General features: G+C 74.3%; 24 protein-coding genes and 3 tRNA genes. 18 read left to right on the forward strand and 9 right to left on the reverse strand.

Annotated features, from left to right (window positions below):
* Nucleotides 1-34: 34 nt before the first annotated feature.
* The 3 genes from EDF32_RS06640 to EDF32_RS14665 all read right to left on the reverse strand — a co-directional run bounded on the left by EDF32_RS06640 (nucleotide 35) and on the right by EDF32_RS14665 (nucleotide 2,689).
* Nucleotides 35-1,498, reverse strand: coding sequence for an APC family permease (locus EDF32_RS06640; protein WP_123307763.1), 1,464 nt, complete (start codon nucleotides 1,496-1,498; stop codon nucleotides 35-37).
* Nucleotides 1,499-1,539: 41 nt separating this feature from the next.
* Nucleotides 1,540-1,800 carry an acylphosphatase gene (locus tag EDF32_RS06645; RefSeq protein WP_123307764.1) on the reverse strand — a complete coding sequence of 87 codons (261 nt, stop codon included), beginning with the start codon at nucleotides 1,798-1,800 and terminating at the stop codon, nucleotides 1,540-1,542.
* A gap of 79 nt (nucleotides 1,801-1,879) precedes the next feature.
* The gene (locus tag EDF32_RS14665; RefSeq protein ID WP_199734846.1) at nucleotides 1,880-2,689 is read right to left on the reverse strand and encodes a DUF2599 domain-containing protein; all 810 of its coding nucleotides are present in this window, start codon (nucleotides 2,687-2,689) and stop codon (nucleotides 1,880-1,882) included.
* Nucleotides 2,690-2,839: 150 nt separating this feature from the next.
* On the opposite strand from EDF32_RS14665, the gene purL reads away from it, so the two are divergent.
* The 8 genes from purL (at nucleotide 2,840) to purM (ending at nucleotide 15,210) form a co-directional block, all read left to right on the forward strand.
* A complete protein-coding gene (gene purL / locus EDF32_RS06655) occupies nucleotides 2,840-5,221 on the forward strand; it encodes a phosphoribosylformylglycinamidine synthase subunit PurL (protein WP_123307765.1) in 2,382 nt (793 codons plus the stop codon).
* 70 nt (nucleotides 5,222-5,291) lie between these two features.
* On the forward strand, nucleotides 5,292-5,645 hold the full coding sequence (locus EDF32_RS06660; RefSeq protein ID WP_233565768.1) for a hypothetical protein: 354 nt from the start codon (nucleotides 5,292-5,294) through the stop codon (nucleotides 5,643-5,645).
* Nucleotides 5,646-5,715: 70 nt separating this feature from the next.
* Nucleotides 5,716-6,459 carry a copper homeostasis protein CutC gene (locus tag EDF32_RS06665; RefSeq protein WP_123307766.1) on the forward strand — a complete coding sequence of 248 codons (744 nt, stop codon included), beginning with the start codon at nucleotides 5,716-5,718 and terminating at the stop codon, nucleotides 6,457-6,459.
* A 4-nt stretch (nucleotides 6,460-6,463) separates the two neighbouring features.
* Complete coding sequence (locus EDF32_RS06670) at nucleotides 6,464-6,835, forward strand: sterol carrier family protein (protein WP_123307767.1); 372 nt, start codon at nucleotides 6,464-6,466, stop codon at nucleotides 6,833-6,835.
* A gap of 224 nt (nucleotides 6,836-7,059) precedes the next feature.
* A complete protein-coding gene (locus tag EDF32_RS06675; RefSeq protein ID WP_199734847.1) occupies nucleotides 7,060-11,976 on the forward strand; it encodes an ExeM/NucH family extracellular endonuclease in 4,917 nt (1,638 codons plus the stop codon).
* A gap of 141 nt (nucleotides 11,977-12,117) precedes the next feature.
* Entirely contained in the window at nucleotides 12,118-12,462 is a 345-nt protein-coding gene (locus tag EDF32_RS06680) for a histidine kinase (protein WP_123307768.1), read from the forward strand.
* A 32-nt stretch (nucleotides 12,463-12,494) separates the two neighbouring features.
* Complete coding sequence (gene purF / locus EDF32_RS06685; RefSeq protein WP_123307769.1) at nucleotides 12,495-14,042, forward strand: amidophosphoribosyltransferase; 1,548 nt, start codon at nucleotides 12,495-12,497, stop codon at nucleotides 14,040-14,042.
* A 52-nt stretch (nucleotides 14,043-14,094) separates the two neighbouring features.
* Nucleotides 14,095-15,210, forward strand: coding sequence for a phosphoribosylformylglycinamidine cyclo-ligase (gene purM / locus EDF32_RS06690; protein WP_123308037.1), 1,116 nt, complete (start codon nucleotides 14,095-14,097; stop codon nucleotides 15,208-15,210).
* 160 nt (nucleotides 15,211-15,370) lie between these two features.
* Here the strand turns inward: purM and EDF32_RS06695 are convergent, their stop codons facing one another.
* Nucleotides 15,371-15,562, reverse strand: coding sequence for a DUF3073 domain-containing protein (locus tag EDF32_RS06695; protein WP_123307770.1), 192 nt, complete (start codon nucleotides 15,560-15,562; stop codon nucleotides 15,371-15,373).
* Between the two features lie 326 nt (nucleotides 15,563-15,888).
* On the opposite strand from EDF32_RS06695, the gene EDF32_RS06700 reads away from it, so the two are divergent.
* Nucleotides 15,889-16,098, forward strand: a complete 210-nt coding sequence (locus EDF32_RS06700) for a BldC family transcriptional regulator (RefSeq protein WP_123307771.1) — start codon at nucleotides 15,889-15,891, stop codon at nucleotides 16,096-16,098.
* Between the two features lie 54 nt (nucleotides 16,099-16,152).
* Here the strand turns inward: EDF32_RS06700 and EDF32_RS06705 are convergent, their stop codons facing one another.
* The 4 genes from EDF32_RS06705 to EDF32_RS06720 form a co-directional block, all read right to left on the reverse strand.
* Nucleotides 16,153-16,437, reverse strand: coding sequence for a DUF3618 domain-containing protein (locus EDF32_RS06705; protein ID WP_123307772.1), 285 nt, complete (start codon nucleotides 16,435-16,437; stop codon nucleotides 16,153-16,155).
* Entirely contained in the window at nucleotides 16,434-16,871 is a 438-nt protein-coding gene (locus tag EDF32_RS06710; RefSeq protein WP_123307773.1) for a phage holin family protein, read from the reverse strand. Before EDF32_RS06710 ends, EDF32_RS06705 begins: the two co-directional genes overlap by 4 nt.
* A gap of 128 nt (nucleotides 16,872-16,999) precedes the next feature.
* Nucleotides 17,000-17,072, reverse strand: a tRNA-Phe gene (locus EDF32_RS06715).
* Nucleotides 17,073-17,115: 43 nt separating this feature from the next.
* Nucleotides 17,116-17,189: transfer RNA gene (locus tag EDF32_RS06720), tRNA-Asp, on the reverse strand.
* 245 nt (nucleotides 17,190-17,434) lie between these two features.
* Between EDF32_RS06720 and EDF32_RS06725 the strand changes: the two genes are divergently transcribed.
* Nucleotides 17,435-18,094 (forward strand): Type 1 glutamine amidotransferase-like domain-containing protein, encoded by a 660-nt coding sequence (locus tag EDF32_RS06725; protein ID WP_123307774.1) that lies wholly within the window; start codon nucleotides 17,435-17,437, stop codon nucleotides 18,092-18,094.
* A 253-nt stretch (nucleotides 18,095-18,347) separates the two neighbouring features.
* On the opposite strand, the gene EDF32_RS06730 is transcribed toward EDF32_RS06725, so the two are convergent.
* Nucleotides 18,348-18,420: transfer RNA gene (locus EDF32_RS06730), tRNA-Glu, on the reverse strand.
* 142 nt (nucleotides 18,421-18,562) lie between these two features.
* Here EDF32_RS06730 and EDF32_RS06735 point away from each other — a divergent pair.
* From EDF32_RS06735 to EDF32_RS06765, 8 genes are all read left to right on the forward strand, one after another.
* Nucleotides 18,563-18,907, forward strand: a complete 345-nt coding sequence (locus EDF32_RS06735; protein WP_123308038.1) for a metallopeptidase family protein — start codon at nucleotides 18,563-18,565, stop codon at nucleotides 18,905-18,907.
* Nucleotides 18,908-18,993: 86 nt separating this feature from the next.
* Entirely contained in the window at nucleotides 18,994-19,977 is a 984-nt protein-coding gene (galE, locus tag EDF32_RS06740; protein ID WP_123307775.1) for a UDP-glucose 4-epimerase GalE, read from the forward strand.
* Between the two features lie 74 nt (nucleotides 19,978-20,051).
* Nucleotides 20,052-21,164: a polyprenyl synthetase family protein gene (locus tag EDF32_RS06745; protein WP_158614061.1), complete on the forward strand. Its 1,113-nt coding sequence runs from the start codon at nucleotides 20,052-20,054 to the stop codon at nucleotides 21,162-21,164.
* Nucleotides 21,161-22,027, forward strand: a complete 867-nt coding sequence (locus EDF32_RS14555; RefSeq protein WP_158614062.1) for a phytoene/squalene synthase family protein — start codon at nucleotides 21,161-21,163, stop codon at nucleotides 22,025-22,027. The genes EDF32_RS06745 and EDF32_RS14555 overlap by 4 nt, the downstream gene beginning before the upstream one ends.
* A complete protein-coding gene (gene crtI / locus EDF32_RS06750) occupies nucleotides 22,027-23,694 on the forward strand; it encodes a phytoene desaturase family protein (protein ID WP_158614063.1) in 1,668 nt (555 codons plus the stop codon). Before EDF32_RS14555 ends, crtI begins: the two co-directional genes overlap by 1 nt.
* Nucleotides 23,691-24,038: a lycopene cyclase domain-containing protein gene (locus tag EDF32_RS06755; protein WP_199734848.1), complete on the forward strand. Its 348-nt coding sequence runs from the start codon at nucleotides 23,691-23,693 to the stop codon at nucleotides 24,036-24,038. Before crtI ends, EDF32_RS06755 begins: the two co-directional genes overlap by 4 nt.
* Entirely contained in the window at nucleotides 24,035-24,400 is a 366-nt protein-coding gene (locus EDF32_RS06760; protein WP_123307777.1) for a lycopene cyclase domain-containing protein, read from the forward strand. Before EDF32_RS06755 ends, EDF32_RS06760 begins: the two co-directional genes overlap by 4 nt.
* A 47-nt stretch (nucleotides 24,401-24,447) precedes the next feature.
* Nucleotides 24,448-25,317 (forward strand): prenyltransferase, encoded by an 870-nt coding sequence (locus EDF32_RS06765; protein WP_123308040.1) that lies wholly within the window; start codon nucleotides 24,448-24,450, stop codon nucleotides 25,315-25,317.

A 25,317-nucleotide genomic window follows, 5' to 3' on the forward strand; every position in this document is an offset into this window, starting at 1 on the left:
TCGCCCCCGACGGGCCCCGCACCGCCGACGGCGGTCAGCGGGGCTCGTCGACGTCGTCCTCGAGGTGCTCGACGTCCGAGAAGCCGATGCCGCGGTGGCGTACCGCGCGGTTGTACAGCCACGTGACGAACGACAGCACGATCCCCAGGCCCACGAGACCCGCCGCGATGACGTACTGCTCCTGCTGGTCGGCGCTGCGCGCCCAGGGGCCGGCCAGGAAGGCGCACGTCAGCGCGCCGAGCACCGCGAGCGGGACGCGCGTGCGGAAGTGCGCGTGGTCCACGCTGTCCCGGCGCAGCACGAGCAGCGCGATGTTGACGACGGTGAAGACCACGAGCAGGAGCAGCGACGTCGTCCCTCCGAGCAGCGCGACCGAGCTCGCCCCGGCCTCCGTGCCGGACTCCCGGACGACGTAGACGATCAGCGCGAACGCGATCGCCGTCGTGACGAGGATCGACACCCAGGGGGTGCGGCGCGAGCGCCCGACCCGCCCGAACACCCGGGGCAGGACGCCCTGGTTCGCCATGCCGTAGAGCAGGCGCGAGGCCATGAGCATGTTGATCAGCGCCGAGTTGGCGACGGCGAACATACCGATGAACGGGAAGATCGTGTCGAACGGCAGGTTCGGGGCGCCCGCGGCGACCACCTGGGTGAGGGCGGTCCCCTTCGACTCGTCGGACAGGTCGCCCACCGGGACGAGGGCCACGGCGGTGATCGCGACCAGCACGTAGATCACGCCCGTGACCGACAGGCCCGTGAGCATCATGCGCGGGAAGTCGCGCACCGGGTCCTTGCACTCCTCGGCCATGTTCACGGAGTCCTCGAACCCGACCATCGCGAAGAACGCGAGCGTCGTCGCGGCGGAGACCGCGATGAAGACGCCCTTGTCGTCGGCGCTCTCGAAGACGACGACCCGCGAGAAGTCGGCGCGCCCCTGGGTCATGGCCCAGAGCCCGACGAAGATCACCAGCAGCAGGCCCGACAGCTCGACCAGCGACATCACGACGTTCGCCCGGACGCTCTCCGAGACGCCCCGGACGTTGACGACCGCGACGAGCGCCATGAAGGCCAGGGCGATGAGCACGCGGCCCCCGCTGCCCGGGTCCAGGTCCAGCCCGAACCCGTCGGAGACGAACCCCGCGAACGCGTCGGACGCCGTCGACGCCGACGTGATGCCCGAGCTCATCACCATGAACGCGACGACGAACGTCAGCAGCTGGATGCCGAAGGCCTTGTGCGTGTACAGCGCGGCGCCGGCGGCGCTCGGGTACTTGGTGACCAGCTCCAGGTACGAGAGCGCCGTGATGGTCGCGACCACGAACGCCAGGAGGAAGGGCAGCCACGCGGCGCCGCCCACCTCCCCGGCGACCTGACCGGTGAGCGCGTAGACGCCGGTGCCGAGGATGTCCCCGACGATGAACAGCAGGAGCAGCTTCGGCCCCATGACGCGCCGGAGGTCCGGCTGGCGCTCGTCCGTCGCGCCTGCGGTCTGGCTCATGAGGGCTCCCTCGCGTCTCGGGCCTGCGTGTCCTGCGGGGCTCAGCCGACCTCGAGGGTCTCGACCCCCAGCACCTTCCCGGGCGCGTCCGGTCCCACGAGCCACGCGTTGAGGTGGCGCAGCGCGGCGACCTGTCCGCGCGCCGTGACCCGCACGGTGCCGTCCGGCTGGTTGGTGGCCTCGCCGCGCAGCCCGAGCCGGTGCAGCTCGCGGTGCGCCGCGTCGCGGAAGCCCACCCCCTGCACGGTCCCGCGCACGAGGAGGACGACGTGACCGTCGTCGTCGAGCTCGTTGTCCGTCATGTCCTCATGCTCCCGTGCGACGGCTGTCCCCGCCACGCGGGTCGGGCTGCGGGTCGGGCGCGCCGGTCCCGCGCGCGGGTCAGGTCGGGTTGCAGCGCGCGAGCGCGGTGTCGACGAACCCGACGTCGGGCCGCCACGGCTCGAGGTTCCACGACGCCTTGTCGGTGGCGCCCAGCGCGTGGCACTCGAGCTGGTCGTGCATGCCGGGCGTGTCCGCGTCGGGCTCGGCCGCCACCACCGCCGACCAGACGGCGTCCGCCCCCGCGGCGCCGGCCTGGCGCGCCCAGTCGGACGGGACGACGGCGAGCGAGCGGCCGCCCTCGGCCTCGCCCCACGTCGCGGACACGAGCGCGTCCGCGCCGAGCGTGACGGTCGCCGCCACGACCGCCGGCGGGGTCCGGGTCTCGGCGGAGGGTCGGCTCGTCGGGCTCCCCGACGCCTGCGGCCCGACGGTGACCTCGCGGTCGGCGACCGCGACCCGGACGTCGTCGCCGGTGACGGCGAGCCCGCCGACGGTCGCGGCGTCGTCGTCCCCCGGACCGACGACGGAGACCGTCGCGTCGGCGTCGCGCGAGAAGCGCGCGCCGCCCGGCCCGTCGAGCGCGAGCGTGAGCCCGACGGCGTCGTCGGTCCTGGCGGTGCGGCTCGTCGCGGGCCCGTCGGCGACCTCCGCGGTGCCCGCGCTCGCCCGCAGGACGACGATGACGTCGCCCACCTCGAGCCGCCCGATCTCGTGCGGCGCGGGCGACGGCGGACGGGACGGCGACGTCGGTGCGGCGGTCCCGGCGTCCGGCGCCCCGGGGGCCGAGCAGCCCGCCGCCGCGCACAGCAGCCCGCAGGCCAGGGCGACCGCGGCGCGCGCGGACGCGGCGCGGGGTCGGGAGCTCACGGGCACAGCCTGCCACCCGGCGGGCGGGCGTCGTCCCGGTGCGCGCCGCCCGGCCGGTAAACTCAGCGGCGTCTTCGTGCTCACGCCTGCCGCGCGCCCGCGCGCACGTGCCGGCCGCCCGAGCACCGCCCGCCACCGACGAGGGATCCGATGAGCGCCCCCACGAACGACGCGTCCGCCCCCACGAGCCGCCCGCAGCTGGACACCGTCGAGAACGCCGCCGCGACGCCCGACGAGGCGCTGCCGTTCGCCGAGCTCGGGCTCAAGCCCGACGAGTACGCGCGGATCGTCGAGATCCTCGGCCGCCGGCCCACCGCCGCCGAGCTCGCGATGTACTCGGTCATGTGGTCCGAGCACTGCTCGTACAAGTCGTCGAAGAACCACCTGCGGAAGTTCGGCGAGCGGGTGACCCCCGAGATGACCGAGCACCTCCTCGTCGGCATCGGCGAGAACGCGGGGGTCGTGGACATCGGCGACGGCTGGGCCGTGACGTTCAAGGTCGAGTCGCACAACCACCCCAGCTACGTCGAGCCCTACCAGGGCGCCGCGACGGGCGTCGGCGGGATCGTCCGCGACATCATCTCCATGGGCGCACGCCCGGTCGCCGTGATGGACCAGCTGCGCTTCGGGGCGGTCGACCACCCCGACACCGCGCGCGTGGTGCACGGCGTCGTCTCCGGCGTCGGCGGCTACGGCAACTCGCTCGGCCTGCCGAACATCGGCGGCGAGCTGGTCTTCGACCCCTGCTACCAGGGCAACCCGCTCGTCAACGCCCTGTGCCTCGGGGTGCTGCGCCACGAGGACATCCACCTCGCGAACGCCTCGGGCGCCGGGAACAAGGTCATCCTGTTCGGCGCGCGCACCGGCGGCGACGGCATCGGCGGCGCGTCCATTCTCGCCTCGGAGACCTTCGAGGGCGGTGTCCCGGCCAAGCGCCCGAGCGTGCAGGTCGGGGACCCGTTCATGGAGAAGGTGCTCATCGAGTGCTGCCTCGAGCTCTACGCGGCCAAGGTCGTCGAGGGCATCCAGGACCTCGGCGCCGCGGGCATCTCCTGCGCCACGTCCGAGCTCGCGTCGAACGGCGACGGCGGCATGCACGTCGACCTCGACGACGTCCTCCTGCGCGACCCGTCGCTCAACGCCGGCGAGATCCTCATGTCGGAGTCCCAGGAACGCATGATGGCGGTCGTCACGCCGGAGAAGCTGGACGCGTTCCTCGCGATCACGGACCGCTGGGACGTCGAGACCTCGATCGTCGGGGAGGTCAACGGCTCCGGGCGCCTGACCATCGACCACCACGGCCAGCGGATCGTGGACGTCGACCCGCGGACCGTCGCCCACGAGGGACCGGTCTACGACCGCCCCTACGCCCGCCCGGCCTGGATGGACGCGCTGAACGCGGACACCGCGGCCGGCCTCGCCCGGCCCGGCACCGCCGAGGAGCTGCGGGCCGCCGCGCTGGCGGTGCTCGGCTCACCGAACCACGCCTCGAAGGCCTGGGTCACCGACCAGTACGACCGGTTCGTCCAGGGGAACACCGCGCTCGCCCAGCCGGACGACTCCGGGGTGGTCCGCGTGGACGAGGAGACCGGCCTGGGTGTCGCGCTCGCGACCGACGCGAACGGCCGCTTCGCGAAGCTCGACCCCCGCACCGGCGCGCAGCTCGCGCTCGCGGAGGCGTACCGGAACGTCGCAGCGACCGGCGCGCGACCGCTCGCGGTGACCGACTGCCTGAACTTCGGCTCGCCCGAGGACCCGGACGCGATGTGGCAGCTGGTCGAGGCGATCGAGGGCCTCGCCGACGGCTGCCAGGAGCTCGGCGTCCCCGTGACCGGCGGCAACGTCTCCCTCTACAACGGCACCGGGGAGCCCGGCCGTGTCGACTCCTCGATCCACCCCACCCCCGTCGTCGGCGTCCTCGGGGTGCTCGACGACGTCGCGCGCGCCACGACGTCCGGCTTCCGCGAGGCGGGCGAGCACGTCGTGCTGCTGGGCACCACCCGCCCGGAGCTCGACGGTTCGGCCTGGGCCGACGTCCTGCACGGCCACCTGGGGGGCGTGCCGCCGCGGCTCGACCTCGCGGCCGAGAAGGCGCTCGCGGGCGTGCTGGTCAACGCCGGCCGCGACCACCTGGTCTCCGCGGCGCACGACCTGTCGGACGGCGGGCTCGTCCAGGCTCTGCTGGAGGCCTCGCTGCGCTTCGGCACCGGCGCCCGCGTCTCGCTCGACGCGCTGTGCGAGCGGGACGGCGTGACCCCGTTCGAGGCCCTGTTCTCGGAGTCGACGGCGCGCGCGCTCGTCTCCGTGCCCCGCGCGGAGGCGCAGAAGCTGGCCGACGCGTGCGTGGCGCGCGGGGTGCCGTTCCTCAAGCTCGGCGAGACCGGGCACGCCGTGGACGGTTCCGCGCAGGACGGCGGGTCGCAGGACGGCGTGGCCGCCGACGAGGCGCTCGAGATCGAGGGGATGTTCACCGTCCCGCTCGCCGAGGCCGACGCCGTCTACCGCGGGTGCCTGCCGGCGATCTTCGGCTGAGCCCAGCCCTGGTGGCCGAGGCGGGGCGGACCTAGTCTGGAGGGGTCCGCTCCGGCGAAGGATCGCTCCGATGCTGTGGCTCCTCCTGGTCTCCGGCGTGGCGGTGCTCGTGGTCACCGCGCACGCGGTCGTCGTCGCGCGCACGCGTCCCCCGGCCGTCGATCCGTTGCGCGCCCTGCGCGTGCAGCTCCGGCTCACGGAGCTGGCGGCGGAGCTGCGGCGCATCGAGACGGACGCCGACCTGTTCGCGCGCGCCCACCACTACCTCGCCGTCCAGGGGGCCTACGACGCGCTGCTGCGCGAGGCGTGCGGTCTCGCCGGCCTGCCGGTCCAGGGGCTGGTGCTGCGCGCCGGGGTGCACGACGACCCGACGGAGCGCCTGCGGGAGGAGCTCGAGCTGAGCGAGCGCGGCTGGAGCTGGTGACCCGCGGCGCACCTGCCGGGACCTCGCGCACCCGTCGTAGGGTGTGGTCCGACGACGGGCGGAGGGCAGCATGAGGCGGTGCGAGCTGGAGCTCGCGGTGCAGGACCTCGCGGGGGTCCGCACCGCCGTGGAGGTGGGGGCGCGCCGCGTCGAGCTGTGCGCCGCGCTGGGTGCCACGGGCGGCGTGACCCCGAGCGCCGGCCTGCTCTCGGCCACGCTGGACGCCGCCCCCGACGTCGGCGTGCACCCGCTGGTGCGGCCGCGCGCCGGCGGGTTCGTCTACTCGCGGGGCGAGCTCGACGTCATCGAGCGCGACGTCGCGACGGCCGTCGAGGTGGGGGCCGACGGCGTGGTCGTCGGCGCCCTGACGCCCGCGGGCCGGGTCGACGCCCGCGCGGTCCGGCGCCTGGTCGTGGCGGCGGACGGCGCCGAGGTGACCTTCCACCGGGCCGTGGAGCTGGTCGAGGACGTCGTCGCCGCGCTCGACGAGCTCGCCGCGCTCGGCGTCACCCGCGTCCTGACCTCCGGCGGGGCGGCCACGGCCCGGCAGGGGATCGACCGGCTCGCCGCGATGGTGGAGCACGCGGCCGGGCGCATCGAGGTCATGGCCGGGGGCGGCGTCCTGCCCGGCGACGTCGGGTCCCTGGTCGCGGTGGGGGTCGACGCCGTGCACCTCTCGGCGAAGCGGTCCGTGGCCGACGCCGGCGGCCCCGGCGGCGGGGCGGACGCCGGGTTCGAGCAGACGGACCCCGCGCTCGCCCGCGCCGCGGCCGCGGCGCTCGCCGCCGCCGTCCCCGTGCGGGCGGGGGCCTGAGGCCGTGCCCGCCCGACGACGCACCGAGCCCGCCGAGGGGCGTCGCGCCCTGGACGCGTGGCGCGGCGGGGCGACGGACCGGCGCACGATCGCCACGGCCGTGCGGTTCACGCTCGAGGAGCTCTCCGACGTCGCCCCGGGCCACGCGGTCGAGGTCCGCGTGCCCCCCGCGGGGGCCGTGCAGTGCGTGGAGGGCCCGCGGCACACGCGCGGTACGCCGCCCAACGTCGTCGAGACGGACCCCGCGACGTGGCTGGGCCTCGCGACGGGCGAGCTGGCCTGGGCGCAGGCCGCGGCCGAGGGGCGCATCGCGGCGTCCGGCGACCGCGCGGACCTCTCGGCCCTGCTCCCGCTCCAGGCCGCCCGGGCACGCTGACGGTCGCCCTCTTGCCACGGCGTCGGCGCGGACCTACGGTGCTCGCACGCACGCCCACCCGTGCTGCGGCGCACCGGTCGGACCTCCCGGGCCGGCAGGTGTTTCCAGGGTCGTGACACCGACGTCACGGGCCGTTCACCGGACTCCTGTTCGCTGCTCGGACGGGTGCGTCGTGCAGCCGTCGCAGCAGCCGGAGACCCCGGCCCCGTCGCAAAGGAGCAGGCGTGAGAAGCAGCCGTCGTACCTCAACGACCAGGAGGAGGGCCGCGACCGCAGCGTCGGTGGCCCTCGCGCTCTGCGTCCCGTCGGCCGGGCTCGTGGCCCTGCCGGCCGTCGCGGCCGAGCCCACGGCGCGCGCCGCCGCCGCACCGGCCGGCCCCGACGCCGGCCACGTGGTCATCGGCGAGGCGTACCTGAGCGGCGGGAGCGCGAACGCCCCGTACGCAGCGAAGTTCGTGGAGCTGTTCAACCCGACCGGCGCGGCCGTCGCGCTCGACGGCTGGTCCGTGCAGTACCGGGCCCGGACGGGCAGCGGGACGTCGACCGACCTCGTCGCGCTCTCCGGGTCGATCGCCGCCGGCGGCCACTACCTGGTCGGCGGCTCGAGCAACGGCGAGACCGGCGACGCGCTCCCGGCCCCCGACGCGCGCGGGACGCTGAACCCGCAGGGCCAGAGCGGCACCCTGGCGCTCGTCGCCTCCTCCTCCCGGGTGACCCTGCCCACCGGTGACGTCACGGCGGCGGGGAACGCCGCCGTCGTCGACCTGCTCGGCTACGGGACCTCCAACACCTTCGAGGTCGCGCCGGCCCCCGCCGGGCGCGCGAACACCGCCGGCGGGTCGCTCGGGCGGACCGGGTTCGCCGACGACAACTCGGCCGACTTCGAGGTCGCGGACGACGTCACGCCGCAGAACGCGGCGAGCGACGACGCCGGGACGCCGACCGACCCGCCCACCGACCCGACCGACCCGCCCGTCGACCCGACGGACCCCGTCGCGATCGCCGACATCCAGGGCACGGGCGAGAAGAGCGCCCTCGAGGGCGACACCGTCACGACGCGCGGCGTGGTGACCGCCGCCTACCCGACCGGCGGCCTGAACGGCGTCGTCATCCAGACGCCGGGCACCGGCGGTGACGTCGACCTGACGAGCCACACGGCGTCGGACGGGATCTTCGTCTACTCGGCGGCCGCGGCGAAGGACCTGACGGTCGGCGAGTACGTCGAGGTGACCGGCGCGGTCTCCGAGTACCCCTCGAAGTCCGGCAGCACCGTGACGGGCTACCTCACCGAGCTCGCCCCGGCAGCGGGCGGCTGGACCGTCCTCGACGAGGCGGCCGAGGCGGTCAAGCCCGCCGTGGTGCCGTGGCCGTCCGGAGACGCGCAGCGGGAGTCCCTCGAGAGCATGCTGCTGGCGCCCGAGGGCGACCTCACCGTGACCGACAACTACTCGACGAACTACTACGGCTCGGTCGGGCTCGCGGCAGGCGGCACGCCGCTGCGCCAGCCGACCGACGTCGGGCGGCCGGGCAGCGCCGAGGCGGCCGCGGTGGTGGCCGACAACGCCGCCCGCGCCGTCGTGCTCGACGACGGGGCGACGACGAACTTCTCGACCCCGGCGAACAGCGGCAAGCCCCTGCCCTACCTGACCGGCGGGGCGCCCGTGCGCGTCGGGGCGGCCGTGACGTTCACGACGCCGGTGGTCCTCGACCAGCGGTACGGGACCTGGAACCTCCAGCCTCTGGCCGAGCTCACGCCCGCCGTGGCGGACGCCGTGCAGCCCGCCACCTTCGAAGACACGCGCGAGGCCCACCCGCAGGACGTCGGGGGAGACCTGACGATCGGCACGTTCAACGTGCTGAACTACTTCACCACGACCGGGGACCAGCTCACCGGCTGCACCTACTACACGGACCGCACGGGAGACCCGGTCACCGTCAGCGGCGGCTGCGACGCGCGCGGGGCCGCGGACGCGGAGAACCTCGGGCGCCAGCAGACCAAGATCGTCGCCGCGATCACCGCGCTCGGGGCGGACGTCGTCTCCCTCGAGGAGATCGAGCGGTCCTCGGCGTTCGGCAAGGACCGCGACGACGCGCTCTCGCACCTGGTCGACGCGCTGAACGCGGCCGACGGCGCGGGGACCTGGGCCTTCGTGCCCTCGCCCGCGGCGGTGCCGGCCGACGAGGACGTCATCCGCACGGCGTTCATCTACCGCACGGCCTCGGCCGAGCCGGTGGGCGCCTCGCAGATCCTCACGGACGCCGCGTTCGACAACGCCCGCGAGCCGCTCGCCCAGACGTTCCGGCCGGCGGCCGGCGACGAGGCGCAGGACGTCGTCGTCGTGGCGAACCACTTCAAGTCCAAGGGCTCCGGCACCGGGGCCGACGCCGACCAGGGTGACGGGCAGGGCGCGTCCAACGCCTCGCGCGTCGCGCAGGCCCACGCGCTGGAGGCCTTCGCGGACGAGTTCTCCGCGGCGGCCGGCACCGACCGGGTGCTGCTCGTCGGGGACTTCAACTCCTACTCGAAGGAGGACCCGCTGCAGGTGCTCGAGACGGCCGGCTACACCGATCTCGGCGCGAGCACCGGGAAGTCGACCTACCTGTTCGGCGGCGTCGTCGGCTCGCTCGACCACGTGCTCGCCTCCCCGGCTGCGGCCGCGGCGGTGACCGGCACCGACGTCTGGAACATCAACTCGGTCGAGCCGATCGCCAACGAGTACAGCCGGTACGACGACAACGTCTCGAACCTCTACGACGAGACGCCGTTCCGGTCCTCCGACCACGACCCGCTGCTCGTGGGGCTCGCCCTCGCGGGCGGTGACGGGGACGGCTCGACGACGATCGACCTGCTCGGCATCAACGACTTCCACGGGCGGATCGACGCGAACACCGTGAAGTTCGCCGGGACCGTCGAGCAGCTCAAGGCCCAGAACCCCGACGGGACGCTGTTCCTCTCGGCGGGCGACAACGTCGGGGCGTCGCTGTTCGCCTCGGCCGTGCAGGACGACGAGCCGACCATCGACGTGCTGAACGCCCTCGGGCTGACGGTGTCGGCGACCGGCAACCACGAGCTCGACAAGGGCTTCGCCGACCTCACCGGCCGCATCCAGGACCGCGCGGACTACAGGATCCTGGGCGCGAACGTCTACGAGAAGGGCACGACGACGCCGGCGCTGCCGGAGTACGAGGTCGAGACGGTCGACGGCGTGCGGGTCGGCGTCATCGGCGCCATCACGCAGGAGGCGCCGACGCTCGTCACCCCGGGCGGCATCGCGGACCTCGACTTCGGGGACCCGGTCGACGCCGTCAACCGGGTCGCGGACCAGCTCACCGACGGTGACGAGTCCAACGGCGAGGCCGACGTGCTGGTCGCGACGGTCCACGAGGGTGCCAGCGAGGGGACGCCGGACGGCGCGAGCCTCGAGGACGAGGTCGCCCAGGGCGGCGCGTTCGCGAAGATCGTCCAGGAGACCTCGCCGAAGGTCGCCGCGATCTTCACCGGCCACACGCACAAGCAGTACGCCTGGGACGCGCCGGTCCCGGGGGAGGACGGCGTCACGCGCCCGATCATCCAGACCGGCGACTACGGGGCGAACGTCGGGCACGTCTCGCTCACGCTCGACGACGCCACGCACGCCGTCACGGCGTACACGGTCGAGAACGTCGCGCGCACGACGACGGCGGACGCCGACCTGGTCGCCACGTACCCGGCGGTGAAGGAGGTCTCCGGCATCGTCACGGCGGCGCTGGCGCACGCCGCGGAGGTCGGCAGCCAGAAGGTGGGCTCGGTGAGCGCCGACATCACGACGGCGTTCTCGGGCGGCTCGTACGTCGACGGGGTGTACGTCCCCGCGCCGGTGACCACCCCGCCCACGGGCGGCCGTGACGACCGCGCGTCGGAGTCGACCCTCGGCAACACCGTGGCGAACGCGCTGCGCGACTCGCTCGCCGACCCGTCCCGCGGCGGCGCCGACATCGGCGTCGTCAACCCGGGCGGCCTGCGGGACGAGCTGTACTACGCCCCGGACGGCACGGTCACCTACGCGGAGGCCAACTCGGTCCTGCCGTTCGTCAACAACCTGTGGTCCCTGACGCTCACCGGGGCGCAGGTCACGACGATGCTGGAGCAGCAGTGGCAGACCGACGCGTCGGGGAACCGCCCGTCGCGGCCGTACCTGGCGCTCGGGCTCTCGGACAACGTCAGCTACACCGTCGACACGGCGGACGGCACGGCGGCGCCCGGGGGCCACGTCACCTCGGTCACGATCGACGGGAAGCCGCTCGACCCCGCGGGCGAGTACCGCGTGGCGACGTTCTCGTTCCTCGCGACCGGTGGCGACAACTTCCGGGTCTTCACCCAGGGCACCGACGTCAAGGACTCGGGTCTCGTCGACCGTGACGCCTGGGTGGCCTACCTCGGCGCGCACCAGGACCTGGCGCCGTCGTTCGCCCGGACCCGTACGGTCGTCCCCGCGCTGCCGGGCACGGTGACGGCGGGCGAGAGCACCGCGGTCGACGTCACGCACCTGGACCTGACCTCGCTCGGCAGCCCGCAGAACACCTCCGCCAAGGCCTACCTCGTGCCGCGCGGCGGGGCGTTCGACCCCTCGGCGCCCGGAACCCCGGTGGCCACGGCGCAGGTGAGCGGCGGTGCGACCACCCTGGCGGTCGGTGTGCCGGCGGGCACCGCGGCGGGGGAGTACGACCTGTGGGTCGTCGCCGACCCGAGCGGGACGACGGCGCGGGTCCCGCTCACCGTCGAGGCCGCCGTCCCGCAGCACGCGGTGCCGGTGGACGTGTCCGCCACGTCGCAGTGCGTCGGGAAGAAGGGCCGCGTCACCGTCTCGGCGACCAACACCGGGACCGTGGCGATCGACGTCCGGCTCACCACGGCCTGGGGGGACGAGAAGTTCACCAAGGTCAAGCCCGGGAAGACGGTCACCTCGACGTTCGCCACCAAGGAGCGGTCCGTGGCCGCGGGCAGGGCGACGGTCGCCGCCTACTACTGGGACGGCGTCGGGCACTACGAGGTCTACCAGGCCCCGTACGCCGCGGTGGACTGCGCCCCGGCGCCGCCGCAGCAGAGCTTCTGGGGGCAGGTCGTCACGTTCCTGACGACGATCTTCGCCCGCTGGTTCTGACCCGGCGACCGGCATGAGCACGCGTCGGCGGCGACGTCCTGTGCGAGGGGCCTCCCTCGCACAGGGCGTCGCCGCCGACGCGCGTGCGGGTGCGCGGGGACCGCGTCCGGGCGGGCGCCCCGTCGCGGGTAGCCTTCTCGCGTGAGCAGCACCCCTCCCGACGACCGTCCCGGGACGCCCGACCCGTCCGCCGAGGAGCCCGCCGCGGCCCCCGAGGTCGAGCTCGGCGACGTCGTCGACCGCGCCACCGTGCGCCGCGCCCCCCGCTACCGGGCCTTCTTCTGGACCGGAGCGCTGGTCGGGATCGTCGTCGGCCTGGTCTTCGGGCTCTACCTGCTCGCCTCGGACGACGCCGCGGGGATGGACAAGGGCGGCGTCTACCTGACCGTCGTCGTCCTCGGCACGACGACGTTCACGGTCCTCGTCGCGGGCCTGCTCGCCGTGCTGGCCGACCGCCGCAGCGTCCGCCGCCGCGACCGCGGCTGAGCCGCCCCGCGGTCCTGTGGGACACTGGGCGCGTGGCAGCTCGCGGAGACGGACGTCTCAACCATGACCTGATGCCCGGCGAGAAGGGCCCGCAGGACGCCTGCGGTGTCTTCGGCGTCTGGGCCCCCGGCGAAGAGGTCGCGAAGCTCGCGTACTTCGGCCTCTACGCGCTGCAGCACCGGGGCCAGGAGTCCGCGGGCATCGCGACGAGCAACGGCGAGCAGATCCTCGTCTACAAGGACATGGGTCTCGTCTCCCAGGTGTTCGACGAGACCGCGCTCGACGCGCTGACCGGGCATCTCGCCGTCGGGCACTGCCGGTACTCGACCACCGGGGGTGTGACCTGGGAGAACGCCCAGCCCACCCTCGGGGCGACCGAGAACGGGACCGTGGCCCTCGGGCACAACGGCAACCTCACCAACTCCGCCGACCTCGTCAACCTCGTCGCCGAGCGGTACGGCGCCCAGCGGCGCGGCGAGCTCGCGCGCGGCAACACGACCGACACCGCGCTGATCACGGCGCTCCTCGCCGGCGACGCCGACCACACCCTCGAGGCGACCGCCCTCGAGGTGCTGCCGCAGCTGCGCGGGGCGTTCTCGCTCGTCTTCATGGACGAGCGCACGCTGTACGCGGCCCGCGACCCGCAGGGCGTGCGCCCGCTGGTGCTCGGCCGCCTGGAGCGCGGCTGGGTCGTCGCGAGCGAGATGCCGGCGCTGGACATCGTCGGTGCGTCGTTCGTGCGCGAGATCGAGCCCGGCGAGCTCGTCGCCATCGACGCCGACGGGCTGCGCTCGAGCCGCTTCGCGCCCGTCGAGCGCGCGGGTTGCGTGTTCGAGTACGTCTACCTCGCGCGCCCGGACACCTCGATCAACGGGCGCTCCGTGCACGCCGCGCGCGTGGAGATGGGCCGCCAGCTGGCCCGCGAGCACCACGTCGACGCCGACCTCGTGATGCCCGTGCCCGAGTCCGGCACGCCGGCCGCCGTCGGGTACGCGGCCGAGTCGGGCATCCCGTTCGGGCAGGGGCTGACCAAGAACGCCTACGTCGGGCGGACGTTCATCCAGCCCTCCGACACGCTGCGCCAGCTCGGGATCCGGCTCAAGCTCAACCCGCTGCGCGACGTCATCCGCGGCAAGCGGCTCGTCGTGGTGGACGACTCGATCGTGCGCGGCAACACCCAGCGCGCGCTGGTGCGCATGCTGCGCGAGGCGGGCGCCGCGGAGGTGCACGTGCGGATCAGCTCGCCGCCCGTGCGGTGGCCGTGCTACTACGGCATCGACTTCGCCTCCCGCGCCGAGCTCATCGCGAACGGCCTCGGCCCGGCGGAGATCGGCGCATCCCTCGGCGCCGACTCGCTCGGCTACATCTCCGAGGAGGGGATGATCGCCGCCACGGAGCAGCCCGTGTCCCAGCTCTGCACCGCCTGCTTCACCGGGCGCTACCCGATCGAGCTGCCGCCCGAGCAGCAGCTCGGCAAGAACCTGCTCGAGCAGGCCGAGCTCCCGCTGGGCGCGCCGGAGGACGGCCTGCGCCACCTCAGCGTGAGCGCCGGCGGTGCCGGCGCGCTCGACCACCCGTGAGGCGACCGGTCCCGGACCGCCGCCCGCCGACCGCCATCACGACAGGAGCACCATGACCGACGCGACCGAGGGCCTGACCTACGCCGCAGCCGGGGTCGACACCGAGGCCGGGGACAAGGCCGTCGAGCTGATGAAGGACGCCGTCCGCCGGACCCAGGGCCCGCAGGTGCTGGGCGGCGTGGGCGGGTTCGCCGGCCTGTACGACTTCTCCGCGGTGCGCTCCTACCGGCGCCCCCTGCTCGCGACGTCCACCGACGGCGTCGGCACGAAGGTCGCGATCGCGCAGGCCATGGACGTGCACCACACCATCGGCTTCGACCTCGTCGGCATGGTGGTCGACGACATCGTGGTGGTGGGCGCCGAGCCGCTGTTCATGACCGACTACATCGCGTGCGGCAAGGTCGTCCCGGAGCGGATCGCCGACGTCGTGCGGGGTATCGCGGCCGCCTGCGAGGTCGCCGGGACGGCGCTCGTGGGCGGGGAGACCGCCGAGCACCCCGGCCTGCTCGAGCCCGACGAGTACGACGTCGCCGGTGCGGCCACCGGGGTCGTCGAGGCCGACGCCCTGCTCGGCCCCGACCGGGTCCGCGCGGGGGACGTGCTGGTCGCGATGGCGTCCTCGGGCCTGCACTCGAACGGCTACTCCCTGGTCCGCGCCGTGCTGGCGCGCGCCGGGTGGGGGCTGGAGCGGCACGTCGAGGAGCTCGGCCGCACCGTCGGCGAGGAGCTCCTGGAGCCCACGCGCGTCTACGCGAGCGACTGCCTCGCGCTGGCCCGTGACGAGGCCGCGCAGGTGCACGCGTTCACCCACGTCACCGGAGGCGGGCTCGCGGCGAACCTCGCGCGCGTGCTGCCGCGGGGCCTGGTGGGCACGGTCGACCGGGCGAGCTGGGACGTGCCCGCCGTCTTCCGGACGGTCCGGGACCTCGGTGGCGTGCCGCGCCGGGACCTCGAGAACACGCTCAACCTCGGTGTGGGGATGGTCGCCGTCGTGGGGGCCGACGGCGTCGACGCCGCCCTGGCCCGCTGCGCGGCGCTCGGCGTGCCCGCCTGGGTGCTCGGTGACGTGACGGAGGAGGGTGCTCGCGAGCGCACCGGCGACCTCGTCGCAGGCACGAAGGGCGTGGACGCCGGCGCGGTGCGGCTCGTGGGCGACTACCGGGCGTGACCGGTACCGGTGACCCCGTGACGGCTACCGAGCAGTGACGGCTACCGAGCGCGACGCGCGCGCAGAAAACCCCGGGCCGGCGCGGGCCTGAGCCCGTCACCGCCTCGGGGTGCTCTGCACGCGTGCAGCGCGCGCCTGCGGGCAGGCGCCGTGTGCAGCGTCAGCGGTCGTCGGACCAGTTGGCGTAGCCGTCCTGGTCCTCGTCTTCCTCGGAAGGCCGGGAGTCGGTGACGACACCGGTGTTCGGATGACCCAGCTCACGCTCGAGCGCTGCGTAGTTGGTCTCGGGGCTGTAGTACTTCAGCTCCCGCGCAACCTTGGTGTGCTTTGCCTTCTGACGGCCGCGGCCCATGGCTCCGACCCCCTCAACTAGGAGCGGGGCGGCAACGTGCTCACACGTGCGGCCCCGGAGTGTTCTGTCGTATGTCCGTGGGCAACGATACAACGGCGACGGGCATTCCCTCCACTCGGTCTCGTCACAGCACGCCTCCAGGCCGTCGCGACCGGAGCTCGGGGGTGCCCGTGGGGCCCAACCCGGGCAAACGGGCGGTAGTTCACCCAGCGCTCAAGTCGTGGATTCTCCCCATCCTGTGACAATGGAGTGATTGGCGCACGGTGCCGCGTCGAGCACGACGGCGCCGTGAGCACCGGAGCGGTTCGACGTCGTGGAGGTGCGGGATGTCCCTGCATGGTGAGTCCGAGGTGCTGTTGACGCCCGCCGAGGTGGCGAGCCTCTTCCGCGTCGACCCGAAGACGGTCACGCGCTGGGCCAAGGCAGGCAAGCTCTCGTCGATCCGGACGCTCGGCGGCCACAGGCGCTACAAGGAGTCCGAGGTCAAGGCGCTCCTCGGCGCCGCCAGCGAGGAGATCCGCCGCCCCGAGGAGTGAGGGACGCGGGCGTCCCGCCGGCGTCGGCGCCCGGGCGCTCGGCGCCCGTCGGTCTCAGGAGGAGCGGCGGCGCAGCACGGTGACGACCACGAGCACCACGCCGGCCGCGGCGGCGCCGAGCACGATCTTCACGTTGCGCGCGCGTGCGGGCTCCCGGTCGGGTAGCCCGTCGCCCGTCACGAACGCGAGCGTGTCCTTGCCGGCGTTCCGCGCGGCGTCGGCGGCGTTCTTCGCCTGGGTCTTGGGGTGCAGCCGGGTGGTGAGCTCGTCCACGGTCGCGGCCAGCTCCGTGCGGGCGCGGGCGATCTCGGCCTCCAGGGTCGACGGGGGTGTGCTCACCGGACGTCTCCGCTCTTCGGCTGGTCGGTCGCGCCGCCCTTGAGGGCCGCGACGTCCTCCTTCACGCTCTTGATCGCCTTCTCCGGCGTGGGCGGCATGCCCCGCTGCAGCTGCGACTTGCCCACGAGGGCGAGCACCGCGACGACGACGAGGATCGCGACGCCGAGGAGCAGCGCCGAGAGCCACGGGGCGAGCGCCACGGCGATCCCCTCGAAGGCGGCGTAGAACAGCCAGCCCAGCCCGTACAGCGCGAGCACGCCGGCCACCACGAACAGGCCGATACCGATGCCCGCGTGCGCGACCTTCGTCTTGAGCTCGGTCTTGGCGAGCTCGATCTCCGCACGGACCAGGCGCGTGGCCTGCTCCGAGAGTCTCTCGACGAGCTTGCCGATCGAGGGCTTCGGTGGCTCGCGGCCGTCGTCCCAGTCGCTCATGTCTCACCCTTCCGCGATCGGAGTCGATCGGGTCAACTCAACAGGTCGCCGCAGGTAGGCGCAACTTCTCACGCGGCTGCGGGTGCGACGAAGGCCCCCGGGGTGTCCCCAGGGGCCTTCGTCTGCGGTGGCTCCGACCGGCGTCGATCCGGTGACCTTTCGATTTTCAGTCGAACGCTCTACCAACTGAGCTACAGAGCCCTGACACGAACGCCCGGCCATGATGACCGGGCGACCTGCCGAGCGACCCTGACGGGACTTGAACCCGCGACCTCCGCCGTGACAGGGCGGCGCGCTAACCAGCTGCGCTACAGGGCCTTGCTGGTCCGCCGTGCGAACCGAGAGAACCTTACCCCACGCTCGGCGCAGATCCGAAATCCGGTCCGGGGGCCGGGGGCGGCGGTACGGAGGGAGCCGATGATCTGAGTCGTTCCGCGCGGGCAGCAGCGGGTCTTCTGGCGGGCGGTCGGCGAGGATGTTCGCAGCGATCAGCGTCCATCAGCTGCTTGCAGCCGCCACCAGATGCAGGACGCCATGGAACCGGCAACCGAGGGAGACACATCGTGAAGCTTCTCCTCACCTCCGGGGGCATCACCAACGCGAGCATCAAGGACGCGCTGGTCGACCTGGTGGGCAAGCCGCTCACCGACGCCACCGCGCTCTGCGTGCCGACGGCGCAATGGGGCTACCCGCGAAGCGTGCCGGCCACGGTGCCGGACCTCCTGCACGGGCGGTCGTGGGGTGGCACGACCTCCCTGGACTGGCGCTCGCTCGGCGTCCTCGAGCTGACTGCGCTCCCGACGATCGGCGCGGAGCGCTGGGTGCCCTGGGTCCGGGCGGCCGACGTGCTGCTGGTCGCCGGTGGCGAGGCCACGTACCTGTGCCACTGGATGCGGCAGTCAGGTCTGGCCGACCTCATCCCCTCGCTGATCGACACGGTCTGGGTCGGGGTCAGTGCCGGCAGCATGGTGCTGACCCCGCGTATCGGCGACGACTTCGTGGAGTGGCCCTCTGCGCCGGACGACCGCACGCTCGGCCTGGTGGACTTCTCCATCTTCCCGCACCTCGACTTCTTCCCCGAGAACACCCTGGCCGAGGCGGAGCGCTGGTCGGCCGGCATCGGTGGACCCGCCTACGCCCTCGACGACCAGAGCGCCATCACGGTGGACGACGGCACGGTCGACGTCGTCTCCGAAGGCCGGTGGAGGCTGCTCTCGTCATAGGCGGCTCCGGCGATCGACGGGCGAGAGCGCCCGCCACGCCGCCGCTCGTGCGGAGACCGCCGTCGGCGCACGGCTGGAGGCGCTGGGCGATGCCTCGGCGGCGACGGCGCTCGACACGTTGATCAGCTGCTGCCGCCGACGGTCCTGGTGCCGTGCCGTGCCGTGCCGTGCCGTGCCGGACCGGGGCGGGATCGACCGAGAAAGAAAACCCTCCGATCCGCATCGCTGCAGGTCAGAGGGTCTTCGAGGGTCGTACCCCCAACGGGATTCGAACCCGTGCTACCGCCGTGAAAGGGCGGGGTCCTGGGCCGCTAGACGATGGGGGCCCGGCCCGCGGTCGCTGGGTGCGCTCCGGGGAGCGTGCACGGGCGCGGCGAGGGCCTGCGTCAGCATACGGCGGGCGCTCGGGGCCGCGCAAAGACGCGCGTCCGGGGGTGGCGGGTGGGGGAGGATGGCGTCGTGGTGGAGATGACGCGCGAGGACTTCGAGACGGCCGTCGGGGACGGGCTGGACCTGGTGCCGGCCGAGCTGGCGGACCGGATGGACAACGTCGTCGTGCTCGTGGAGGACGACGCGCCGGCGGAGGACCCGACCCTGCTCGGTCTGTACGAGGGAGTCCCGCTCACGGAGCGCGACGCCGGCTGGGGTGCGGGCTCGCTCCCGGACCGGATCACGATCTTCCGGAACCCGACGCTGGCGTTCTGCGAGACGCGCGAGGAGGTGGTCGAGGAGGTCGCGGTCACCGTGGTCCACGAGATCGCGCACCACTTCGGCATCGACGACGAGCGGCTGCACGAGCTCGGCTGGGGCTGAGGCCGCGCCCGGAGCGGGCCGAGGGCACCGAACGAACATGTCCGAACACCATTGAACACGACCGGACATCGCCGTAGGGTGGTGCCATGACGATTCTGGTGACGGGCGGAGCGGGGTACATCGGGGCGCACGTGGTGCGTCTCCTCCAGGAGCAGGGCGAGCGGGTCGTCGTCGTCGACGACCTGAGCACCGGGCGGGCGGACCGCGTCGGCGGCGCGACGCTCGTCGAGTGCGACATCGCCTCGCCGGAGGCGACCGGCCTGCTGACGACGACGCTGCGCGACGAGCAGGTCGACGCCGTCATCCACTTCGCCGCCCGCAAGCAGGTGGGGGAGTCGGTCGAGAAGCCGGCCTGGTACTACCAGCAGAACGTCGGCGGCCTGACGAACCTCCTCACCGCCATGGAGGCGGCCGGCGTCGACCGGCTGGTGTTCTCCTCCAGCGCCGCGACCTACGGGATGCCCGCGGTCTCGAGCGTCGAGGAGAAGCTGCACGCCGAGCCGATCAACCCCTACGGCGAGACCAAGCTGGTCTGCGAGTGGCTCGCCCGGGCCGCGGCACGGGCCTGGGGCCTGCGCTTCGTGGCGCTGCGCTACTTCAACGTCGCCGGCGCGGGGTGGCCCGAGCTCGGCGACCCGGCGGTCCTCAACCTCGTCCCCATGGTCCTCGACCGGCTCGCCCGGGGCGAGCGTCCCGCGATCTTCGGCGACGACTACCCCACGCCGGACGGGACGTGCATCCGCGACTACATCCACGTGCGCGACCTGGCGGACGCCCACATCTCCTCGCTGGCCTACCTGGACCGGGCCGAGCGCGAGTTCGACGTGTTCAACGTCGGCACGGGCGAGGGTGCGTCGGTGCGCGAGGTGATCGAGGAGATCGGCCGCGCATCGGGCCTGGACGCGACGCCCGAGATCCGCCCGCGCCGCGCCGGCGACCCGCCGCGGCTGGTCGCGTCGCCCGAGCGGATCTCCCGGGAGCTGGGCTGGAGCGCCGAGCGTGCGCTGCCCGAGATCGTGTCGTCCGCGTGGGAGGCCTGGCAGGCGGGTCCCCGACGCATCGAGGTCTGACCTCCGGGGCCCGGCCGCTTGCCGCCGAAGAGATGCTCAGTATGCTGAGCATCTCTTCCGAAGGAGTGGTGCACGTGAGCGACGAGGCCAGCCTCGCCGGCCCTGCGGCGCCCGCCGAGGGCTGGCCGCGCGCCGCCCGCCTGGGGGACCGCGTCGCGGCGGGGCTCGCCGAGACGGAGCAGGTCCTGGACGACTACCTCGCCGGGTCCGTGCGGCGCGCCCGCGCCCTGCACCCGAGCGCCGGGGAGCTGTGGGCGGCCCTGCGCGACCAGCTCGGGGGCAAGCGGGTGCGTCCCCGCCTCGTGCTGACGGCCTACCTGGGGCTCGGCGGGGACGACGTCGGCGCCGCGGCCGCCGTCGCGGCGGCACAGGAGGTCCTGCACACGGCCATGCTGGCCCACGACGACCTCCTCGACCACGACGAGGTGCGCCGCGGCCGGCCCAACCTGGCCGGCTCCTACCGCGCCCGCCTGGGTGCGGGGCTGACGCCGTCCGAGACCGAGGACCAGGTCCGCGCGGCCGCGCTCCTGGGCGGCGACCTGGGCCTCGCGGGGGCCGTCGACGTCGTGCTGCGCTCCGGGGTCGAGGCGTCGCTGCAGGCGGAGCTCGTCGCCCTGATCGTCCGGTCGATCCACACCAGCGTCGCCGGGGAGCTCCTCGACGTCACCGGGCAGAGCGCGGCGCCGGTGACCTTCGACGCGCTGCGTCTCGCGGGGCTCAAGACCGCCACCTACACCTGCGTCGTGCCGCTCCTGTCCGGGGCCGCGCTCGCCGGGGCGGGATCCGCCGAGCGCGCCGCCCTCGAGTCGTACGGGAGCGCTGCCGGGGTCGCCTTCCAGCTCGTCGACGACCTCCTCGGGGTCCTCGGCGACCCTGCGGTGACGGGCAAGTCGGTCCTCGGCGACCTGCGCGAGGGCAAGCGCACCTACCTGCTGGCGGTCGCCCACGCGCGCGCCGCCCCCGCCGGTCGGGCGGTGCTCGAGGCGCGGGTCGGCGACCCGGCGCTGGACGAGTCCGGGGCCGGGGAGGTCCGTGCGGTGCTCGAGGCGACCGGCGCCGCCGACGCGGTGCGCACCCGGGTCGACGCGCTCGTGGCCGACGCCGTGGCCGCCGCCGAGGGGCTCCCGCCCGACCTCGCGGCGGAGCTGGCCGGGCTCGCGGTCGCGCTCACGGAGCGCTCCGCGTGAGCCGCAGGACCGGGGCCGAGCTCTACGACCGCACGGCCGCGCGGGTCAGCCGCGCGGTGCTCGCGGAGTACTCCACGTCGTTCGGCCTCGGCACGCGGCTGCTCGGGCCGCGCATGCGGCGGCACATCGAGGCGGTCTACGGGCTCGTCCGCGTCGCGGACGAGATCGTGGACACCTACCGGGGCGACGAGGCGCGGGCCGCGCTCGACGAGCTCGAGGCCGAGACCTCGCGGGCGGTGGCGTGCGGGTGGTCGTCGAACCTCGTCGTGCACTCCTTCGCGCGCACGGCCCGGGCGACCGGGATCGACGAGCGGCAGACGACGCCGTTCTTCGCCTCGATGCGCGCCGACCTGACCACGACGGTGCACGACGAGGCCAGCTACGAGGCGTACGTGTACGGCTCGGCCGAGGTCGTCGGCCTGATGTGCCTGCAGGTGTTCTGCCGCGGCGGCCGCGAGGACGGCGACGTGCCCGTCGACGGCGTGCTCGTCGACGGCGCGCGCGCCCTCGGTGCCGCGTTCCAGAAGATCAACTTCCTGCGCGACCTGCGCGAGGACGCCGCGCTGGGCCGCAGCTACTTCCCCGGCGTCACGCCGCGGACGCTGGACCGGGCGGGCCTGGACGCGGTGCTGGCCGAGATCCGCGGCGACGTGGACCGCGCGCGGGCCGCGATGCCCGGGCTGCCCCGGCGCCCCCGGGCCGCCGTCGCCGCCACGCTCGCTCTCTACGACAGGCTGCTGGTGCGGCTGGCCGCGACCCCGCCGCACGAGATCCTCGAGCGGCGCGTGCGGGTGCCCGACGCCGAGAAGCTCCTGGTCGCCGGGGTCGCCGCGGTGCGGTCCCTGCGCGGGGTGCGGGGCTGATGCCGGGCGGTCGCCGGGTCGTGGTCGTCGGCGGGGGCGTGGGCGGCCTCGCGACCGCCGCGCTGCTCGCCCGCGGCGGGGCAGAGGTCACGCTCCTGGAGCGCCACGACAGCCTCGGCGGCCGGGCCGGGACGCTCGAGGTCGACGGTTTCCGCTTCGACACCGGCCCCTCCTGGTACTTCATGCCCGAGGTCTTCGAGCACTTCTTCGCGCTCTTCGGCGAGCGGGTCGAGGACCACCTCGACCTCGTCCCGCTCGACCCGGCCTACCGGGTGTTCTTCGAGCCCGCGCAGCCGGGGGCCGCGACGGCGGAGGAGCGGCTCGACGTCGGCCGGGACCCCGAGGCGAACTACCGGGCCTTCGAGCGCCTGGAGCGGGGCGCCGGGGCACGCGTGCGCGCGTACGTGGAGCGGTCCGGCACGGCCTACCGGCTCGCGCTCCACCGCTTCCTGTACACGACCTTCGAGCGTCCCTCGCGCCTGCTGTCGCCCGCGACGCTCCCGCACCTGCCGCGGCTGGCGCGCCTCCTCGGGAGCACCCTCGCGGCCGAGGCCGCCCGGACGGTGGAGGAAGAGCGGCTGCGCAAGGTGCTCGGCTACCACGCGGTCTTCCTCGGCTCCTCGCCCTATCGCGTCCCCGCGCTGTACAGCCTGATGAGCCACCTGGACCTGGCCGACGGCGTCCGGTACCCGCGCGGCGGGATGTACACCCTGGTCCAGGCGCTCGAGCGGCTCGCCCGCGCCGCCGGCGTCGACGTGCGCACGGGTGCCGACGTCGCGTCGATCGAGGTGGCGCCGCGCCCCCCGGGCCGGCTGCGCCATCGGCCCCGCGGCGCCGTCACGGGCGTGCGGCTGACGGACGGCGAGGTGGTCCCCGCCGACGTCGTCGTCTCCGGCGCCGACCGCCACCACACCGAGACCGAGCTGCTGCCCCGCGAGTACGCGGACCTGCCGCCCGAGGCGTGGGAGCGCCGTGGTCCCGGGATCTCCGCGCTGCTCGTCATGGCGGGCGTGCGCGGCGGGCTGCCCGAGCTCGCGCACCACTCGCTGTTCTTCACGGACGACTGGCCGCGCAACTTCGCGGACGTGCTGGGCACGGACCGGGCGAGCGCCGTCGGCGACCTGCAGGTGCCGCTGCCGGGGTCGCTGTACGTCTCGCGCACCTCGGCGACCGACGTCCCCGGCTCGCCCCGGGCCGCGGCACCGGCCGGGCACGAGAACCTCTTCGTGCTGGTGCCCTTCCCCGCGGACGAGCGGCTCGGGGCGAACGACGTCACCCAGGAGCGGCTCGAGGTGCTCGCGGACGCCTACCTCGAGCAGGTCGGCGCGTGGGCGGGCGTCGCGGACCTGGGCGCGCGGGTCGTCACGCGCCGCGTCGTCGGGCCCGCGCACTTCCACGAGTCTTTCCGGGCATGGCGCGGCACGGCGCTCGGGATGGAGCACACGCTGCGCCAGTCGGCGATGTTCCGGCCCGCGGACCGGTCGCGGCGCGTGGCCGGGCTGCTGCACGTGGGCAGCGGGACCGTGCCGGGGGTCGGTCTGCCCATGTGCGTGATCAGCGCCGAGCTGGTCGCGAAGCGGCTGCTCGGGGAGACGTCGTCGCGCCCGCTGCCCGCGCCGCTGCGCCCGGGGTTCCTCGAGGCGAGCCGGCGGGGGTGGGGCGCATGAGCAGCGGCTTCCACCCCGTGGGCCTCGTGTACCTCGGGGCTCTCGTGGTGTCCCTCGCCGGGCTGGCCGTCCTCGACCTGCGGTACCGGCTCGCGTTCTGGGACAGGCCCGGGCGGTCCGCGGTCTGTGTGCTCGTCGGCGTCCTCGCCTTCCTCGTCTGGGACGTCGCCGGCCTCGCCCTGGGCGTCTTCGCGCGCGGGGACTCCCCGCACATGACCGGGATCCTCCTGGCGCCCGAGCTCCCGCTGGAGGAGTCCGTGTTCCTCACCCTGCTGTGCTACTGCACGCTGCTCGTGTGGCGGGCGGCCGACCGGTGGTTCGCCGCCCGGGCGGGTCGGCGATGACGAACATCGTGATGAACGTCGTCGTCGTCGTCGCGCTGGCGGCGGTGTGCGTCCCGGTGCTGCGCCGCCGCGCCCCCGGCACGCGCTCGGGCCCCCTGCTGGTGGCGGGCGCGGTCATGGTCGCGCTGACGCTGGTGTTCGACACGGTCATGATCGCCGCCGGCCTCTACACCTATGCTCCCGACAAGATCCTCGGCGTCCGGCTCTGGGGTGCGCCGCTCGAGGACTTCGCGTACCCCGTGGCCGCTGTCCTGCTCGTCCCGGCGACGTGGACGGTGCTGGAGGGCCGCGCGCGGCGGGTCGCGCGGGCCGCGGCCGAGGAGACCACGGCGACGGAGACCATGACGACGGAGGAGCGGTGAGCGAGGACCAGCGGCGCACGGTGGAGGGCACGAGCCGGGGGACGCGGCTGCGCGCGGTGCTCGCGGCGTCGCGGCCGTTCTCGTGGGTCAACACCGCCTACCCCTTCGCCGCCGGGTACCTCGTGGCCACGGGCGGCCGGGTGGACGCCGCGCTCGTCGTCGGCACCCTGTACTTCCTGATCCCCTACAACCTGCTGATGTACGGGATCAACGACGTCTTCGACCACGAGTCCGACCTGCGCAACCCCCGCAAGGGCGGTATCGAGGGGGGCCTCGTCGCCCGCGCCGAGGCGCGCCGCACGCACCGGGCGATCCTGTGGGCGGCGGTCGGGAGCAACCTGCCGTTCCTCGTCTGGCTGCTCGCGGTGGCCGACGGCGCGGCGAACCTCGTCCTCGTCGCCGTCGTCTTCCTCGTGGTCGCCTACTCGGCGCCCGGGCTGCGGTTCAAGGAGAAGCCGTTCCTCGACTCGTTCACGTCGGCGATGCACTTCGTCGGCCCGCTGCTGTACGCGCTGGTCCTCGTCGGGGCACCGCTCGGGTCCCGCAGCGTGTGGCCGGTGCTCGTCGCGTTCGTGCTGTGGGGGGCGGCGTCGCAGGCGTTCGGCGCCGTGCAGGACGTCGTCGCGGACCGGGCCGGGGGGATCGGCTCCGTCGCCACGGTGATCGGCGCGCGCGCCACGGTGCTGGTCGCCGCTGGCGCCTACGTGGTCGCGGCGGCGGTGCTGGCGGTGCTGCCCTGGCCGGGGTGGCTCGCGGCCGTGCTGCCGCTGCCGTACGCCGTCAACGTGCTGCGCTTCCGCTCGGTGACGGACGACGACTGCGAGCGTGCCAACGCCGGGTGGCGGGCGTTCCTCTGGCTCAACCTCGTCACCGGCTTCCTCGTGACGATGCTGCTGATCGCGGCGACCTGGCGGTAG

Origin of the sequence: Cellulomonas sp. PhB143 (assembly GCF_003752595.1) — a bacterium.
In the GTDB taxonomy this organism is placed as follows: Bacteria; Actinomycetota; Actinomycetes; order Actinomycetales; family Cellulomonadaceae; genus Paraoerskovia.